We start from the raw sequence: 14,204 nt of genomic DNA, 5'->3' as shown, positions 1-14,204 counted from the left end.
TCAGTCCTGTCAGCGCATGCTGCTGATCAATGTATCAAATACCGTACGCGCAACCTGGATGATCTGCGCCGACGCATTGTAGTACTGCTCGAACTGGATCAGGCTGGCCGCCTCCTCATCGAGGTTGACCGCCGAGACCGAATTGCGGTTGTTGGTCGCCTGGGTCAGCATTGCCATGTTGGCCTCGGTCTCGGTGCGCGATTGTGCGGTGAAGGTGGCCACCCGCTGTACCAGGTCACCATAGCCATCGAGCAGCGAGAAACCGCGGGCGCCCTCGCCCTGCCCCAGCACCTGCTTGGTCTGCAAGCCGGCCAACGCCAGCGCGTTGCGGTTGTCGGCAACACCCCCGCTATTGAAGTCCACCGAGAAGCTGTCACCATCCAGCGGCTTGCCGGATAGGGTCATGCTGAAAGTGTGGCCGTCGACCTCCCAGCTGAATGGCTGTCCCAGGGTCACGTCGATGCTCAGCGGCGGACTGGTGCTGGTCAGCACGCCGGTACCATCACCATTGTCGGCATAGCTGAACTCGACCCCCAGCGCCTGCAATCTGGCCAGGTCCAGCGGCTGTGGTCCGTCGGTCAGCAGCGGCTGGCCAACATTGCCGGTACCACGGTTGTCGAGGTTGGCCTCGGATGCCATGGGCGAAGCAAAGGCCAGTTGCTGCGGCTCGGTCATCACCACCGACAGGCTCTGCGCAGCCGAGCGGGTCGGCGTCAGCAGGTAACGGTCGCCACTCAGGAAGTTGCCGCTCTGGCCGGTCAGGTCGAGACCATCGAACACCGCATAGCCGGGTTCACCTTCGGCGGCATTCAGGTCGAAGGGCCCCAGCACCCGGTTATCGCTGACCCGACGCACGGTGAATTCGGTATCGCTGGTGAAGGTCAGTTCGTAATCCGAGGTGCTCAGTTGCGAGGTATCGTCGATGCGCACATCCAACGACGCATCCGAACGGTTGCTCTCGCGGCCACGGCTGCGCAGCTCCATGTATTCCGGACTGTTGATATCACCAAACAGGTTGCTGCCGACCTGCCCGTTCAGATCCAGGCCCTTGCCCAACTGCTGGTTGAACTCACTGGCGATCGCCAGCGACATGCGCCCCAGTGCATTGAGCGCCTGGTCCAGTACGTCATCACGATAGCGCAGCAGGCCGCCCAGTTCGCCACCGCTTATCAGATCGGTCACATCCTGCGCCGAGTTGCCGCTGACCAGTTGGATATCCAGCCGCGACGGGTCCGACAGACCGGGCTTGGCCTGCAGGATGGAGGCCTCCTTGCCGACCACCAGCGGCTGACCGGAGCCGATGAACAGGTTGATACTGTGGTCGTCCTGATTCACCACGGTGACACCGACATACTCGCTGAGCTGGCGAATGGCTTCGTCGCGCGCATCCAGCAAATCGTTGGGCGCCGCGCCATTGGCTGCCGCCTTGGAAATGGCATCGTTGTAGCCGGCCACCGACTGGGCCAGCCGGGTTACCTGCTGTGCCACCGTGGTCATCTGCTGGTTGATGAAGCGGTTCTGCGTGGACAGCTGCTCGTGTACCGAGTTGAAGCGCCCGGCCAGGCCTTCGGCCTCGGACAGGAACAACTGGCGGGCCGGCAGGCTGGCCGGGTCCTCGATAGCGGTCTGCAGCGCATCGAAGTAACTCTGCAACCCGCTGGTGATGCCGGAGGCGGTGCTGGACAGGGTGCTGTTCAGCTCCTCGATCTGCATGTTGTAGGCCAGGTTCGCCGCTGCCGCCGAGGTAGTGGTACGGACCTGGTTGGTCAGGAACTGGTTGTAGATGCGCTGGACATCCGTGACCTTGGTGCCGCTGCCCATGTAGCCGGCGCCGGTGAAGCTAGCCGGGCTGGTGGACTGCACCGCGGTCTGCCGGCTGTAGCCGGGGGTGTTGACGTTGGTGATGTTCTGCCCGGTGATTGACAGGTTGGTCTGCGCTGCACGCAGGCCGCTGAGGCCGATACTGAACAGATCCGCCATGCTTATGCCCTGCCTTCGGTAGTGGTCTGGCTGACCGACGCGGTCATGTTGTCACTGATCAGCTTGCGGGCGATCTGCGATACCTTGCTGGCGTAACGCGGGTCAGTGGCGTACCCGGCCTGCTGCAGCTCGCGGAAGAAGGCATCGGCATTGCCGGTGCGGGCCAGCGCCTGCTGGTAACGTCCATTGCTCTGCAGGAAGTCTACATAGTCATCGAAGCTCTGTTCGTAGGACTCATAGCTGCGGAAGGTCGCACGCTCCTGCTGACGTACCCCATCGCGGTACTCGCTGGTCAGTACATTGGCCGAGCCCCCCTGCCACTGACCATGGGTCTTGATGCCGAACAGGTTGTGACTGCTGCTGCCATCGCGGCCACGAATGATCGACTTGCCCCAGCCGGTTTCCAGCGCCGCCTGGGCCACCAGGTAATGCGGGTCCACGCCCAGCCGCGCCGCAGCCTTCTCGGCCATGGGCAGCATGGCGGCGGCGAACTCCGCCGGACTGTCGAAACGGGTCTTGCTGTTGGTAGCGGCCACCGCCGCCTGGCTGCGGTCCGCCAGCTGCGTCGCTCGCAGCGGCTGCCATTGGCGCGAGGGTTCGGCCACAGCGGCTCGGTCGGCGGTTGCCGCCGGCTGGGTAGCCGCCGCGCCCCGTCCCAGCGTCACCTCGCCATGGCCGAGGCTGATACCCAGGCGACGGCGCGCCAGCAGCGCGGAATGGTCGGGGCGCTCGCCTGTCGCGGCGACGGCGGGGGCGGTTGCCGCCTCGGCTTTCTGCGGTGACAGCTGGCGCAGCATCACGTCCGCCAGCCCCAGGCCCTGTTTTTCCGCCAGGTGCACCGACAACTGGCTGTCATACATGTCCTGGTAGAAACGTGTCTGCGGGGTGTTCAGCGGGTTGCCCTCGGCAAACGCCTGGTTGGCATCCCGCATGCTCTTGACCATGACATTCAGAAACAGCGACTCGAACTGCCGGGCCACCCGTTCCATATTCTCCGGACTGTCGGCTTTGCTGCCGGCCTTCATCTGCGCCATGGCATTCAGGTCGGTGTAGCTGAGACTGTTGCTGTGCATGGGTTACTCCTCAGATCACGACCAGATCGGCATTCAGCGCGCCGGCCTGCTTCAGGGCTTCGAGAATGGCCATCAGGTCGCCGGGGGCTGCGCCTACCTGGTTCACAGCGCGGACGATCTCGTCCAGCGACACGCCGGGGTTGAACACGAACATGCGACTGTCGCCTTCCTCGATGCTGATCTGCGAACTCGGGGTAACCACCGTCTGGCCGCCGCTGAACGGCTCCGGCTGGCTGACCTGATAGTTCTCGCTGATGGTGACGGTCAGCCCGCCATGGGTCACGGCGGCTGGCTGGACGCGCACGTCCTGGCCGATGACGATGGTACCGGTACGCGAATTGATCACCACCTTGGCCGCGGCATTACCCTGCTCGATCTGCAGGTTCTCGACCATGGCCAGGTAATCGACCCGCTGGTTGGGGTCCAGTGGTGCGCGTACCTGTATCGAACCACCGTTGAGGGCCTGGGCCACGCCCGGCCCGAAGGTATCGTTGATCTGATCGACCACCCGCTTGGCGGTGGTGAAATCCGGGCGATTGAGGTTGAACACCAGATGATCGCTACTGGCAAAGGGGTTGGCCACCGCCCGCTCGACGGTCGCACCGTTGGGAATACGGCCCACGCTGGGCACGTTCACCGTGATACGTGAGCCGTCCGCGCCTTCGGCACCGAAACCGCCAACCACCAGGTTGCCCTGGGCAATGGCATAGACCTGGCCATCGATCCCCTTCAGCGGCGTCATCAGCAGACTGCCGCCGCGCAGGCTCTTGGCATTACCGATCGAGGATACGGTGATGTCGATAGTCTGGCCGGGGCTGGAGAAGGCCGGCAGATCGGCATGTATCGCCACCGCGGCGACGTTCTTCATCTGGATGCGGGTACCCTCGGGCACGGTGATACCGAACTGGGTCAGCATGTTGTTGAAGGTCTGTACGGTGAACGGCGTCTGGGTGGTCTGGTCGCCCGAGCCATCCAGCCCAACCACCAGGCCATAGCCGATCAACTGGTTGCTGCGGATACCGGCGATACTGGCAATATCCTTCAGGCGCTCGGCCTGGGCCAGCGGGCTGACCAGGGCCAGACACAGGCAGATCAACAGAGTACGCATGGGCATTGCTCCTAGAACGGCCACACCGGGCTCATGAAGAACTGGCTCAGCCAGCCGGGCTTGCTGGCATTGGCAAAGGCACCGGTACCGGAATAGGTAATGCGCGCATCGGCCACCCGGGTCGACAGCACGGTATTGTCGGAGCCCACATCATCCGGCCGGATCAGACCGGAGAGGCGGATCAGCTCATCACCGTTGTTCAGCGTGATCCACTTCTCACCACGCACCGCCAGCAGACCATTGGGCAGCACATCGGCGACGGTGACAGTGATCGAGCCACTCAGACTGTTGCTCTGGTTGGCATCGGCCTCGCCGTTGAAACCGCGGCTGCCTGCAAGTTCGACGCCGGTATTGATCCCGGCGATGCCACTGCGGCCGAACAACATGGGATTGGCGATACTGGTATTGCTGCTCTTGCTGATCTCGTTCTCGGCCTTCTTCTGTGCCCTCATCTGCTCGGTGAGGACCACGGTGATCACATCGCCGACCCGATTGGCCTTACGGTCATCGAACAGCTGCATATCGAAACCCGCCTGATAGATGGCACCGTTGTTCAGTTCCTGGGGTACCGGCGTGCGCGGCATCACCGGCGCGTAGGCCGGATCATCCGGCTTGGGCGGGGTCTGCACGCAGGCCGCCAGGCTGGCCACACAGAGCATCAACAGGGTCGCACGCAGGGCTTTCATCTCATTCACTCCGGGAACCGATCACTTAGAGGTTCTGGCTGATGTATTGCAGCATCTGGTCGGCGGTGGAAATGACCTTGGAGTTCATTTCGTAGGCGCGCTGGGTGGTGATCATGTTCACCAGTTCCTCGACCACACTGACGTTGGAGTTTTCCAGGGTGTTCTGCAGCACCGTGCCCAGGCCGTTCTCGCCAGGGTTGCCGACCTGCGGCGCGCCACTGGAGGCGGTTTCCAGGAACAGGTTGCTGCCGATCGCCTGCAGCCCGGCCGGGTTGATGAAGTCGGCGGTCTGGATCACACCCAGCTCCTGCACGCCGGCATCACCGAATACCGAGATCGATACGGTACCGTCCTCACCCACGGTGAAGGTCTGCACGTCCTGCGGCAGGTCGATGCCCGGCTCCAGCGGGTAGCCGTTGGAAGTGACGATGCGGCCATCGGAGTCCAGGTGAAAACTGCCGTCGCGGGTATAGCCGATATTGCCGTCGGGCATCAGGATCTGGAAGAAACCACGGCCATTGATGGCCATATCCAGCGGCTGCTCGGTGGTCTGCAGGGTGCCGGCGGTGAAGATCTTCTGGGTACCGGCGATGCGCACCCCGGTGCCCAGCTGCAGACCGGAGGGCAACTGGGTGTCCTGGGTGCTCTGCGCACCGGGCTGGCGCTTGATCTGGTACAGCAGGTCCTCGAACTCGGGACGGTCGCGCTTGAAGCCGGTGGTCGAGACGTTCGCCAGGTTGTTGGAAATGGTGGTGAGCATGGTGTCCTGGGCGGACAAACCGGTCTTGCTTACCCAAAGTGCTGCGTGCATGTGCGGTCTCCTCGCATGTCAGTGGCCTGACACGACTGGTGAAGGCTGATCAGCTGATCTGCAAAAGCTTGTTGGTGGTCTGGGCGTTCTCTTCGGCGGTGCGCATCATCTTGACGTGCAGCTCGAACTGGCGCGCCAGTGACAGCATGGCGGTCATCTCTTCCACCGCATTGACGTTACTGCCCTCGAGAAATCCGGTAACCAGGGTCACGGCACCATCGGCCGGCAGTGGCTGGCCGTCATTCATGCGCATCAGGCCATCCTCGCCCTTGCGCATGGTGCCCAGCTCCGGCTGTACCAGTTTGATGCGGTCGATCTCGGCCAGCACGTTCGGCGCTTCACCCTGGGCACGGAAGGTGATGGTGCCGTCGGTACCGATCTCCACCTTGTCCGCTGGCGGCAAGGCAATCGGCCCGGCGTTGCCGAGTACCGGCAAACCACCGCTGGTGCGCAGGATGCCGAACACATCGATATTCAGACTGCCGGCGCGGGTATAGGCTTCGCTGCCGTCAGGCGCCTGCACCGCGATCCAGCCTTCACCATTGATGGCCACGTCCAGGTCACGGCCGGTTTCCTGCAGCGTGCCGGCGGAGAGATCGGTACCAGGGCGTTCGGTCATGGCGTAGACCCGCGTCGGAAAACTGTCACCGAATACCGGCATGGACCGCGCCTGTTCAAAATCCCGGCGAAACCCGGTGGTGGCGACGTTGGCCAGATTGTTGGCATGGGCGCGCTGGGCCAGCATGTTCTGACTGGCTCCGCTCATGGAAATGAAGAGTGATTTGTCCACGCTCTGACTCCGCTTCGGCAATCCGACGACAGGAAATTGCCGCTCTGAATGATTTCAGAGTTATCCAAGCAGAGTTCATGCCAACTCAAAGGGAAAGATATATATTCAATGTAATCAATTAGTTACCGAAAAAACAAAAAAAGAAGGCGGCAACAGCGGCAAATACCTTGCCGCTGTTGCCGCCCTCCCGGGGTATAGCGCCCCTGCGCTACGCCTGCGGAGCCTGGGGGTACCCCGTCGTCGAGCGGGTGCTCGACAACCCGAAGGCATTGTGCCGCTTTCGGGGTGTAGCGCCCCTGCGCTACGCCTGCGGGCCCCGGGGACACCCCGTCGTCGAGCGGGTGCTCGACAACCCGAAGACATTGTGCCGCTTTCGGGATGCAGCGCCCCTGCGCTACGCCTGCGGAGCCCCGGGGGCACCCCATCGTCGAGCAAGCGCTCGACAACCCGAAGGCATTGTGCCGCTTTCGGGGTGTAGCGCCCCTGCGCTACGCCTGCGGACCCTGGGGGTACCCCGTCGTCGAGCGGGTGCTCGACAACCCGAAGACATTGTGCCGCTTTCGGGATGCAGCGCCCCTGCGCTACGCCTGCGGGCCCCGGGGGCACCCCGTCGTCGAGCGGGTGCTCGACAACCCGAAGGCATTGTGCCGCTTTCGGGGTGTAGCGCCCCTGCGCTACGCCTGCGGACCCCGGGGGAACCCCGTCGTCGAGCGGGTGCTCGACAACCCGCAGGTAGCGCTAAGCCCCACCCCCAACCTGCAAATCAGCGCAGGTTGATGATGGTCTGGGTTACCGCATCTTCGGTCTGGATGGTCTTGGCGTTAGCCTGGTAGTTGCGCTGGGCCACGATCAGGTTGATCAACATTTCCGACAGATCGACGTTGGACTGCTCCAGCGCGCCCGACTGCACCAACCCCTGGGTGCCGCTGCCCGGCACACCGATCACCGGCTCGCCAGACGCACTGGACTGGGCCCAGGCGGTATCACCCAGCGGCTTGAGCCCCTGCTGGTTGGCGAAGGTGGCCAGCACCAGCTGGCCCTGGGTCTTGGTCTGGCCGTTGGTGTAGCGGGCGATCAGCATGCCCTGGTCATCGATTTCCAGGCCAGCCAGTTCGCCGGTGGTGTAGCCGTCCTGCACCACCGAGGTCACCCCGAAACTGGAGGCGTACTGGGATGAACCGGTCAGATCCAGGGCCAGCGTCTGTGTCTCGGCGCCAGCCGGCTGGCCATTGGAATCCAGTGGCTGCCAGTCATCTATACTGGTGACCTGCCCACCGATCAGTGCGCCGGCGCTATTGAAGGTCAGCTCCGCTGGTTCACTGGAGAAGTTCGGATCGGTAGCCAGCACCCCATCCAGATTGCGGCCGTCGATGAGGATATGCATATCCCAGCTGTTGGCATCGGTCTTGACGAAGTACTTGGTCATCACGTGGGCATTGCCCAGGCTGTCATAGACGTTGACCGAGGTGGAGCTGTTGTAGGTGGAGGAGTCCGACGGATCGAAACCACTGCGCGCTGCGTCTCGGGAGGCCTCCAGGGCCAAGGGTTCAGCATGGGCTCTGGCCTCTGCCGCTTCGTCTGCACTGAGGTTATCCGGGTCAAAGCCGTTATCGTTGATATAGGCGCTATACTCGGTAGCGAAGGTCGAATCATAGACATTCTGCGCCGCCACCGGCCGCACGGCGGTGGAATTCAGGTTCAACGTGGAGCTGACCTCGCTGGTGCGGTTCGGATTCGCCGCCCGGGTATCCACCCGCAGGTCGGTCGGCACCCCCTCGTTGATCCGGCCGGTCACCGCATTGACACCATAACCCTGCAGGCGCTCGCCGTTGTTGTTGACGATATAGCCCTGACGGTCGGTACCGAAGTAGCCGGCGCGGGTATAGCTCAGTGCACCATTGTTGCTGGTAACGAAGAAGCCGTTGCCGTTGATCGCCAGGTCCAGGCTGTTCTCGGTGTAGTTGATATTGCCCTGGGTGAAGATCTGCGCGACGTTGTTCAGCAATACCCCGCTGCCCTGGGCATTGCTGCCGGTGCCGAGGATCGATGCCGCATAGACATCGGCGAATTCCGCACGGGAGCTCTTGAAGCCCACGGTGCTGGCGTTGGCGATGTTGTTACCGGTGATATTCAGATCGGAGGAAGCCGCCCGGATACCACTGAGACCAATATTGAAAGACATGATCAACTCCTGTTGTGACGTGTCGGACGACGTTACTTACCGATTGAAAAGACTTCTGACAGGCCGATACTGCCCAGCCCGGCCAGGTTGAGAACCATTTCACCGCCATGGCCCACACCAAGGGAGACGCTATCGACGTTGGCCGGTAGCAGCGTGGCCAACTGCTTGGTCTCGCCGTCGATGCTGGCCTGCGCCTCGAAGGTGTATTTGCCGGACGGCAAAGGATTGCCGCTGGCATCCTGACCATCCCAGACGAACTCATGGATGCCTGCGTCCAGCCCCCCCATATTGATGGTGGCGACCACGCTGCCGGCCTCGTCATACACATTGACCACCACCGCGGGACTGGCATGAGGCAGAGCCAACTGGCCGGTGAAGTCGCTATCCGTATCCACCATCGCCTCATCCGTTGGGATAATCACGGTACGACCTACCAGCGACGATGCCTGCAGCGCCTGGGAGGACTGGAAGCTGCTGACCATGGAATCCATGGTGCTGTTCATCTTCTCGATACCTTCAACGGTACTGAACTGCGCCAGCTGGGCAATGAACTCGCCATTTTCCTGGGGCGACAGCGGATCCTGGTTGTTCAGCTGCGCAACCAGCAACTGAAGAAACTCGTTCTTGCCCAGCTCGTCGCCCTTGGCAAAGCGACTCTGGTCCACCTGGTACTGATCCAGCAGGCTGTTGCCAACGCTGATGTTATTGCTCATCTGCCCACTCCCTTACTGACCCAGCGTCAGCACGCGCTGCAGCATGGTCTTGGCGGTATTCATGATTTCCACATTGGTCTGATAGGCGCGGGAGGCAGCCATCATGTTGGCCATCTCCTCCACCACGTTCACGTTCGGGTAGTACACGTAGCCTTCTTCATTGGCCATCGGATGATCCGGCTCGTAGCGCGCCTGCAGCTCGGCGTCGGATTCCACCACGCCAAGCACCTCCACGCCCTGCCCGGCCTTGTCGCTGGGCGCGAACAGCGAGCCGCCGAGCCCCTGCTGCTCGCTGAATACCGTGGCGAACACCGCCTGCCGGGCGCGGTAGGTCTGGTCGATACTGCTGGATACGGTTTCAGCATTGGCGATGTTGCTGGCCACGGTATTGAGCCGCAGTGACTGCGCGTTCATGCCGGAACCGGCAATGTCGAATATCTGGTTGAGGGACATGCTCAGTCTCCGCGCAGGGCCGTCATCAGCCCCTTGAATTTACTGTTGAGGAAGGTGAAGCTGGCCTGGAAGTCGATGGCGTTTTCCGTATAGCGGGCCTGCTCGGCCTGGACTTCAACGGTGTTGCCATCGATCGACGGCTGGGTCGGCAGCCGATAGCGCAGGCCGGCGGCCTGATCGATGAAGCCCTCGGCAGCCAGGTGCCGGGCATGGGTGCGGCTCGCCTGGAACGACTGGTCGGCGCCGCTCTGCTGGGCTTCCAGCACACTGGCGAAATCCAGGTCACGGGCCTGGTAGTTGGGCGTATCGGCGTTGGCGATGTTGTTGGCCAGCACCGCGGCACGGTCAGCGCGAAAGGCCAGGGCCTTTTCATGCAGCCCGAGGGCGCGGTCGAAACTCAAACTCATGATGGCATTCCTCACTGTGGCCACGACGGCCAGAGTCCTATTGCCGTTATCTAAGCAATAGCTGTGCCAGCAGGCTGAAAGCCTCTGTTTTCAGGGAATTGGAAAAGGCAGGGAGAAGAAAGCGGCAAGGGATTTCCGCCTGACGGCAAGGCCCGGCGGCAAACGGCAATGCCACTGCCTGGGGCTGCCGGGCATCTGCGACCTTCGAGCTGCAGAGGTCGTCGAGCAGGCGCTCGACAACCCGAGGGCAGCGACCGGCCAGCCGGCACGCCACACCCTATCAGATAGCCTGGTAAATGATCCCCGGGTTGCATTGCACCATGCTGTACAGCTCAGGCAGTCCGTTCAGCGCCTCGGATGCGCCGAGCATCAGGTAGCCTCCGGGCTTGAGGGTAGCGTGGATGCGCCGCAGGATATCCTTCTTCACATCCGCCGAAAAATAGATCAGCACGTTGCGGCAGAATACGATATCGAACTTGCCGAGAATGCTGTAGCTGTCGAGCAGATTGAGCTGACGGAACTCCACACGGCTACGCACCGGCATCTTCACCGTCCATTGACCGGGCGGAGCTTCGTCGAAATAGCGTGTCAACCGCTCCTGGGACAGCCCCCGGGCGATCGCCAGGCTGTCGTACCGGGCAGACCTGGCGGCGGTCAGCATATTGCTGGAGATTTCCGTGGCGACGATCTGCCCGCCAGCGCGCAGCTGCCCCGGATTGGTACGCTCGAACTCATCGATGGCCATGCTCAGCGAATAGGGTTCCTGACCCGAGGAGCAGGCTGCCGACCAGATACGCAGGCGCTGACCTGGCTGGTTCCTGATGAATTCGGGAATCAGCCGGTTCTTCAGCACCTCGAAGGGGTAGACATCCCGGAACCACAGCGTTTCATTGGTGGTCATGGCGTCCACCACGATCTCGCGCAGACCGGAATGCGGCTGCTGCTGGATACGCCGCATCAGCTCGCCCAGGCCGTTGATGCCGCGCTGCTCCAGCAGGCGATTGAGCCGGCTGGCGACCAGGTACTGCTTGTTGTCCCCCAGCACGATGCCGCAGGTCCGTTCGAGAAAATCCCGGAACAGGTTGAAATCCTGATCAGCCGCGCTCACACACTCGGCTCCGGACTCCAGATGGGGAAAAAGAATTCAAGCATTACCACCCTCGCATACTGCCTGCAGACGTTGGATCACCCGATCAGCCAACTCATCGGGAATGAACTTGGCGAGAAAATCATCCGCGCCGACCTTGCGTACCATGGCCTGGTTGAACACGCCCGAGAGCGATGTGTGCAGCATGACATGCAAGTCCTTCATTCGTGGGTCATTTCTCACTTCAGCAGTAAGAGTGTAGCCGTCCATCTCGGGCATTTCGATATCCGAGATCATCATCAGCAGGTCATCAGCCAGCCGCACACCGGCATCGGCCTGCGCCTTGAGCCAGTCCAATGCCTGGCGACCATCGTTCAGAGCGATGACTTCCACTCCCAGCGCATCCAGGCAACGGATGATCTGCTTGCGTGCCACCGAGGAGTCATCGACGATCAGCACCTTGCGGCTGGTGGCCGCCGCCAGGGTGGTGGCATCGGCAGCACGCTGCGGTGCCGGCTCCTCGCCGGCGATGACCTCGGCGAGTACCTTCTCCACATCGATGATCTCCACCATCTGTTCGTCCACGTGGGTCACCGCCGTCAGGTAGTGATCACGCCCGGTACCGCGTGGCGGCGGGTGTACGTCGCTCCAGTTCAGGTTGACGATGCGCTCCACGGCCCGCACCAGAAACCCCTGCACCCGGTTGTTGTACTCAGTGATGATGACGAAGGCGGTGGACAGATCCTCCAGCCCACGGCCACCGGTCGCCCGCCCCAGGTCGATGATTGGCAAGGTGCCGCCGCGGATATGCGCGACGCCGCGCACCATCGGATTCAGCTTGGGCAGCAGCGTCAGGCGCGGGCATTGCAGTACCTCTTTCACCTTGAACACGTTGATGCCATACAGCTGCCGCCCGCCGAGCCGGAACAGCAGCAGTTCGAGCCGGTTCTGCCCGACCAACTGGGTACGCTGATCCACCGAGTCCATTATGCCAGCCATGAAATGCTCCTCTTGCGATGCGGTTCAAGCGGCATGGTCCTTGCTTGTTCCCATCAGAACTAGAGAGACGACAGCATTTTGACGTGCGTCACCCCTGATTAAGGTTTCGGATTATATGCAGTTACAGGCATTTTTCATCAGACTGATCGCAGCTATTGCCCTGCTGGGTTCCGGCGGCCTGCATGCCAATCCGCTCATTGATCAGCTTATCGGCACCACCACCGCGTATCTTGAGGACAAAGTTGCGGCGCATCTGGGTGGCAGCGCCCACGATGCGCGCTATGAGATCAGGGTCAATCGCCTCGATCCGCGCCTGCGCCTGCCACTGTGCCCGGCCGATGCCATCAGCGCCAACCTGGAAAGCCCCGAGGTACCGGTCGGCCGGGTCACCGTGCGCGTCAGTTGCAACAGCGAGGTACAATGGCGCCTGTTCGTGCCCGCCAACGTCGACCTGTTCCAGCAGGTGGTGGTCACCACCCGCCCGCTGGCCCGCCATACGGTCATCGGCGCCGGCGACCTGGTGCTGCGCGAGCGCAACCTTGGCCAGCTCAGCGGCAGCTACCTGACCCAGGCCGAACAGGCTGTCGGCATGCGTGTGCGCCGACCAGTGGATGCCGACAGCGTGCTGGCGCCCAACCAGCTGGAGCAGGACGAGACAGTCAAGCGTGGCGACAAGGTAGTGATCAGCGCGGCGAACAGCCGGGTCGCCGTGCGCATGCCGGGCGAGGCACTGGAAAGCGGCAGCACCGGCAGCCAGATCCGGGTGCGTAATACCCGCTCCGACCGGGTGATCAGGGCGCGGGTGATCGGCCCCGGGCAGGTCGAGGTTGCCATGTAATGTGGTCACTCGTATCGGCTATACTTGCCGGCATTCCGGTGAACGCGCACACTGTGCGTGACACCACGATTCACTACCGGGGAGACGCGAGAAAACACGGCGTCATGTTTTTGCAAAGATCCCCTAAAGTTTTTCCTGCATCGGCCGTTACAGATGCTGACGAAGCATTCAGGCTCTGAGGACAAACACATGGTCATCGACTTCAACCCAGGCAGCACCAGCGGTGCCGCACGCAGCAGCCAGAGCGGTGCCACCGCCGGCAAGCGCGACGTGGCGGCTGACCGCCCGGCTGCCGATACCCAAAGCGCCAAGCAGCCGGCCACGGCCAACTCGCAGGTGAAACTGAGCAACCAGGCCCAGCAGTTGCAGGCAATCGAAGAGCGCCTGCGTGAACTGCCGGAAGTGGACAGTGCACGTGTCGAGCAGATCAAGCAGGCCATTGCCGACGGCAGCTACAAGCCCGACAGCAGCCGGATTGCCGACAAGCTGATCGCGCTCGAACACTGACCGGGAGCTGGCGCGCCCCACCAGCGGAGAATGACGGATGCAGTATCTCAGCGAGCTGTTCACTCGGGCCACGCAGCATTGCCAGCAGTTCGCCGAACTGCTTGACCAGGAACGCCAGGCCCTGCTCGACCAGGACATGCCCGCCCTTGACGCGCTGATCGCGGCCAAGGCGCCGCTGATTGCCTCGCTGCAGGCCGACGAGCAGGCCATCGCGGCCCAGCTGCAGCAACTGGGCAGACCCGACAGCGGCAGCCTGGAAGACTTCATCCGCAGCCTGAATGATGCCAGCCTGAGCGCGCATCACAGCACCTTTCTGGCCGCGGCCGAAGCCTGCCAGAGTGCCAATCTGCGTAACGCCCGACTGATCCGCCACAGCCAGCATATCAATGGCACCTTGCTGGACCTGTTGCGCAATCAGGGCGAAGCCAGCCTGAATGTATATGATCGCCAGGGCAACGCCAGCCGCGCTCCCTCTCAGCGCCCGATAAGCCGTGCCTGAACGGTGGGCAGTGGAGATCGTGCCGGACTCCGTTGATGTTCCGTTGATTCAACTGCCGATGAGAAGCTAAC

At 62.3% G+C, this 14,204-nt stretch carries 15 protein-coding genes; 3 read left to right on the top strand and 12 right to left on the bottom strand.

Features of this window, described 5'->3' with window-relative positions:
• Window positions 1-9: 9 nt before the first annotated feature.
• The 12 genes from flgK to CQ007_RS12660 form a co-directional block, all read right to left on the bottom strand.
• A complete protein-coding gene (gene flgK, locus CQ007_RS12715) occupies window positions 10-1,980 on the bottom strand; it encodes a flagellar hook-associated protein FlgK (RefSeq protein WP_105646202.1) in 1,971 nt (656 codons plus the stop codon).
• A gap of 2 nt (window positions 1,981-1,982) precedes the next feature.
• Window positions 1,983-3,053, bottom strand: a complete 1,071-nt coding sequence (gene flgJ, locus CQ007_RS12710; protein WP_105646201.1) for a flagellar assembly peptidoglycan hydrolase FlgJ — start codon at window positions 3,051-3,053, stop codon at window positions 1,983-1,985.
• 10 nt (window positions 3,054-3,063) lie between these two features.
• Window positions 3,064-4,161, bottom strand: a complete 1,098-nt coding sequence (locus CQ007_RS12705; protein WP_105646200.1) for a flagellar basal body P-ring protein FlgI — start codon at window positions 4,159-4,161, stop codon at window positions 3,064-3,066.
• 11 nt (window positions 4,162-4,172) lie between these two features.
• Window positions 4,173-4,847: a flagellar basal body L-ring protein FlgH gene (gene flgH, locus CQ007_RS12700; RefSeq protein ID WP_105646199.1), complete on the bottom strand. Its 675-nt coding sequence runs from the start codon at window positions 4,845-4,847 to the stop codon at window positions 4,173-4,175.
• A 25-nt stretch (window positions 4,848-4,872) separates the two neighbouring features.
• Window positions 4,873-5,658 carry a flagellar basal-body rod protein FlgG gene (gene flgG, locus CQ007_RS12695; RefSeq protein WP_105646198.1) on the bottom strand — a complete coding sequence of 262 codons (786 nt, stop codon included), beginning with the start codon at window positions 5,656-5,658 and terminating at the stop codon, window positions 4,873-4,875.
• 49 nt (window positions 5,659-5,707) lie between these two features.
• Window positions 5,708-6,448 (bottom strand): flagellar basal-body rod protein FlgF, encoded by a 741-nt coding sequence (gene flgF, locus CQ007_RS12690; protein WP_105646197.1) that lies wholly within the window; start codon window positions 6,446-6,448, stop codon window positions 5,708-5,710.
• Window positions 6,449-7,211: 763 nt separating this feature from the next.
• Entirely contained in the window at window positions 7,212-8,630 is a 1,419-nt protein-coding gene (locus tag CQ007_RS12685) for a flagellar hook protein FlgE (protein ID WP_105646196.1), read from the bottom strand.
• A gap of 32 nt (window positions 8,631-8,662) precedes the next feature.
• A complete protein-coding gene (flgD, locus tag CQ007_RS12680) occupies window positions 8,663-9,343 on the bottom strand; it encodes a flagellar hook assembly protein FlgD (RefSeq protein ID WP_105646195.1) in 681 nt (226 codons plus the stop codon).
• A 12-nt stretch (window positions 9,344-9,355) separates the two neighbouring features.
• Window positions 9,356-9,796: a flagellar basal body rod protein FlgC gene (flgC, locus tag CQ007_RS12675; protein WP_105646194.1), complete on the bottom strand. Its 441-nt coding sequence runs from the start codon at window positions 9,794-9,796 to the stop codon at window positions 9,356-9,358.
• A 2-nt stretch (window positions 9,797-9,798) separates the two neighbouring features.
• A complete protein-coding gene (gene flgB, locus CQ007_RS12670) occupies window positions 9,799-10,203 on the bottom strand; it encodes a flagellar basal body rod protein FlgB (RefSeq protein WP_105646193.1) in 405 nt (134 codons plus the stop codon).
• Between the two features lie 280 nt (window positions 10,204-10,483).
• Entirely contained in the window at window positions 10,484-11,311 is an 828-nt protein-coding gene (locus CQ007_RS12665) for a protein-glutamate O-methyltransferase CheR (RefSeq protein ID WP_105646192.1), read from the bottom strand.
• Window positions 11,312-11,347: 36 nt separating this feature from the next.
• The gene (locus CQ007_RS12660; protein ID WP_105646191.1) at window positions 11,348-12,289 is read right to left on the bottom strand and encodes a chemotaxis protein CheV; all 942 of its coding nucleotides are present in this window, start codon (window positions 12,287-12,289) and stop codon (window positions 11,348-11,350) included.
• Window positions 12,290-12,404: 115 nt separating this feature from the next.
• On the opposite strand from CQ007_RS12660, the gene flgA reads away from it, so the two are divergent.
• The 3 genes from flgA to CQ007_RS12645 all read left to right on the top strand — a co-directional run bounded on the left by flgA (window position 12,405) and on the right by CQ007_RS12645 (window position 14,133).
• The gene (flgA, locus tag CQ007_RS12655) at window positions 12,405-13,127 is read left to right on the top strand and encodes a flagellar basal body P-ring formation chaperone FlgA (RefSeq protein ID WP_105646190.1); all 723 of its coding nucleotides are present in this window, start codon (window positions 12,405-12,407) and stop codon (window positions 13,125-13,127) included.
• Between the two features lie 189 nt (window positions 13,128-13,316).
• The gene (gene flgM / locus CQ007_RS12650) at window positions 13,317-13,634 is read left to right on the top strand and encodes a flagellar biosynthesis anti-sigma factor FlgM (protein ID WP_105646189.1); all 318 of its coding nucleotides are present in this window, start codon (window positions 13,317-13,319) and stop codon (window positions 13,632-13,634) included.
• A gap of 37 nt (window positions 13,635-13,671) precedes the next feature.
• A complete protein-coding gene (locus CQ007_RS12645) occupies window positions 13,672-14,133 on the top strand; it encodes a flagella synthesis protein FlgN (RefSeq protein WP_105646188.1) in 462 nt (153 codons plus the stop codon).
• Window positions 14,134-14,204 lie beyond the last annotated feature (71 nt).

It is taken from the genome of Pseudomonas sp. MYb185, from assembly GCF_002979975.1.
In the GTDB taxonomy this organism is placed as follows: Bacteria; Pseudomonadota; Gammaproteobacteria; order Pseudomonadales; family Pseudomonadaceae; genus Halopseudomonas.
The sequence above is the reverse complement of the archived record's forward strand: the minus strand, read 5'-3'. Positions and strand labels throughout refer to the sequence as shown.

Coding starts and splice junctions, on each gene's coding strand:
- flgK (WP_105646202.1), bottom strand. CDS start 1,980: ATGGCGGATCTGTTCAGTATCGGCCTCAGCGGCCTGCGTGCAGCGCAG.
- flgJ (WP_105646201.1), bottom strand. CDS start 3,053: ATGCACAGCAACAGTCTCAGCTACACCGACCTGAATGCCATGGCGCAG.
- CQ007_RS12705 (WP_105646200.1), bottom strand. CDS start 4,161: ATGCGTACTCTGTTGATCTGCCTGTGTCTGGCCCTGGTCAGCCCGCTG.
- flgH (WP_105646199.1), bottom strand. CDS start 4,847: ATGAAAGCCCTGCGTGCGACCCTGTTGATGCTCTGTGTGGCCAGCCTG.
- flgG (WP_105646198.1), bottom strand. CDS start 5,658: ATGCACGCAGCACTTTGGGTAAGCAAGACCGGTTTGTCCGCCCAGGAC.
- CQ007_RS12685 (WP_105646196.1), bottom strand. CDS start 8,630: ATGTCTTTCAATATTGGTCTCAGTGGTATCCGGGCGGCTTCCTCCGAT.
- flgD (WP_105646195.1), bottom strand. CDS start 9,343: ATGAGCAATAACATCAGCGTTGGCAACAGCCTGCTGGATCAGTACCAG.
- flgC (WP_105646194.1), bottom strand. CDS start 9,796: ATGTCCCTCAACCAGATATTCGACATTGCCGGTTCCGGCATGAACGCG.
- flgB (WP_105646193.1), bottom strand. CDS start 10,203: ATGAGTTTGAGTTTCGACCGCGCCCTCGGGCTGCATGAAAAGGCCCTG.
- CQ007_RS12660 (WP_105646191.1), bottom strand. CDS start 12,289: ATGGCTGGCATAATGGACTCGGTGGATCAGCGTACCCAGTTGGTCGGG.
- flgA (WP_105646190.1), top strand. CDS start 12,405: ATGCAGTTACAGGCATTTTTCATCAGACTGATCGCAGCTATTGCCCTG.
- flgM (WP_105646189.1), top strand. CDS start 13,317: ATGGTCATCGACTTCAACCCAGGCAGCACCAGCGGTGCCGCACGCAGC.
- CQ007_RS12645 (WP_105646188.1), top strand. CDS start 13,672: ATGCAGTATCTCAGCGAGCTGTTCACTCGGGCCACGCAGCATTGCCAG.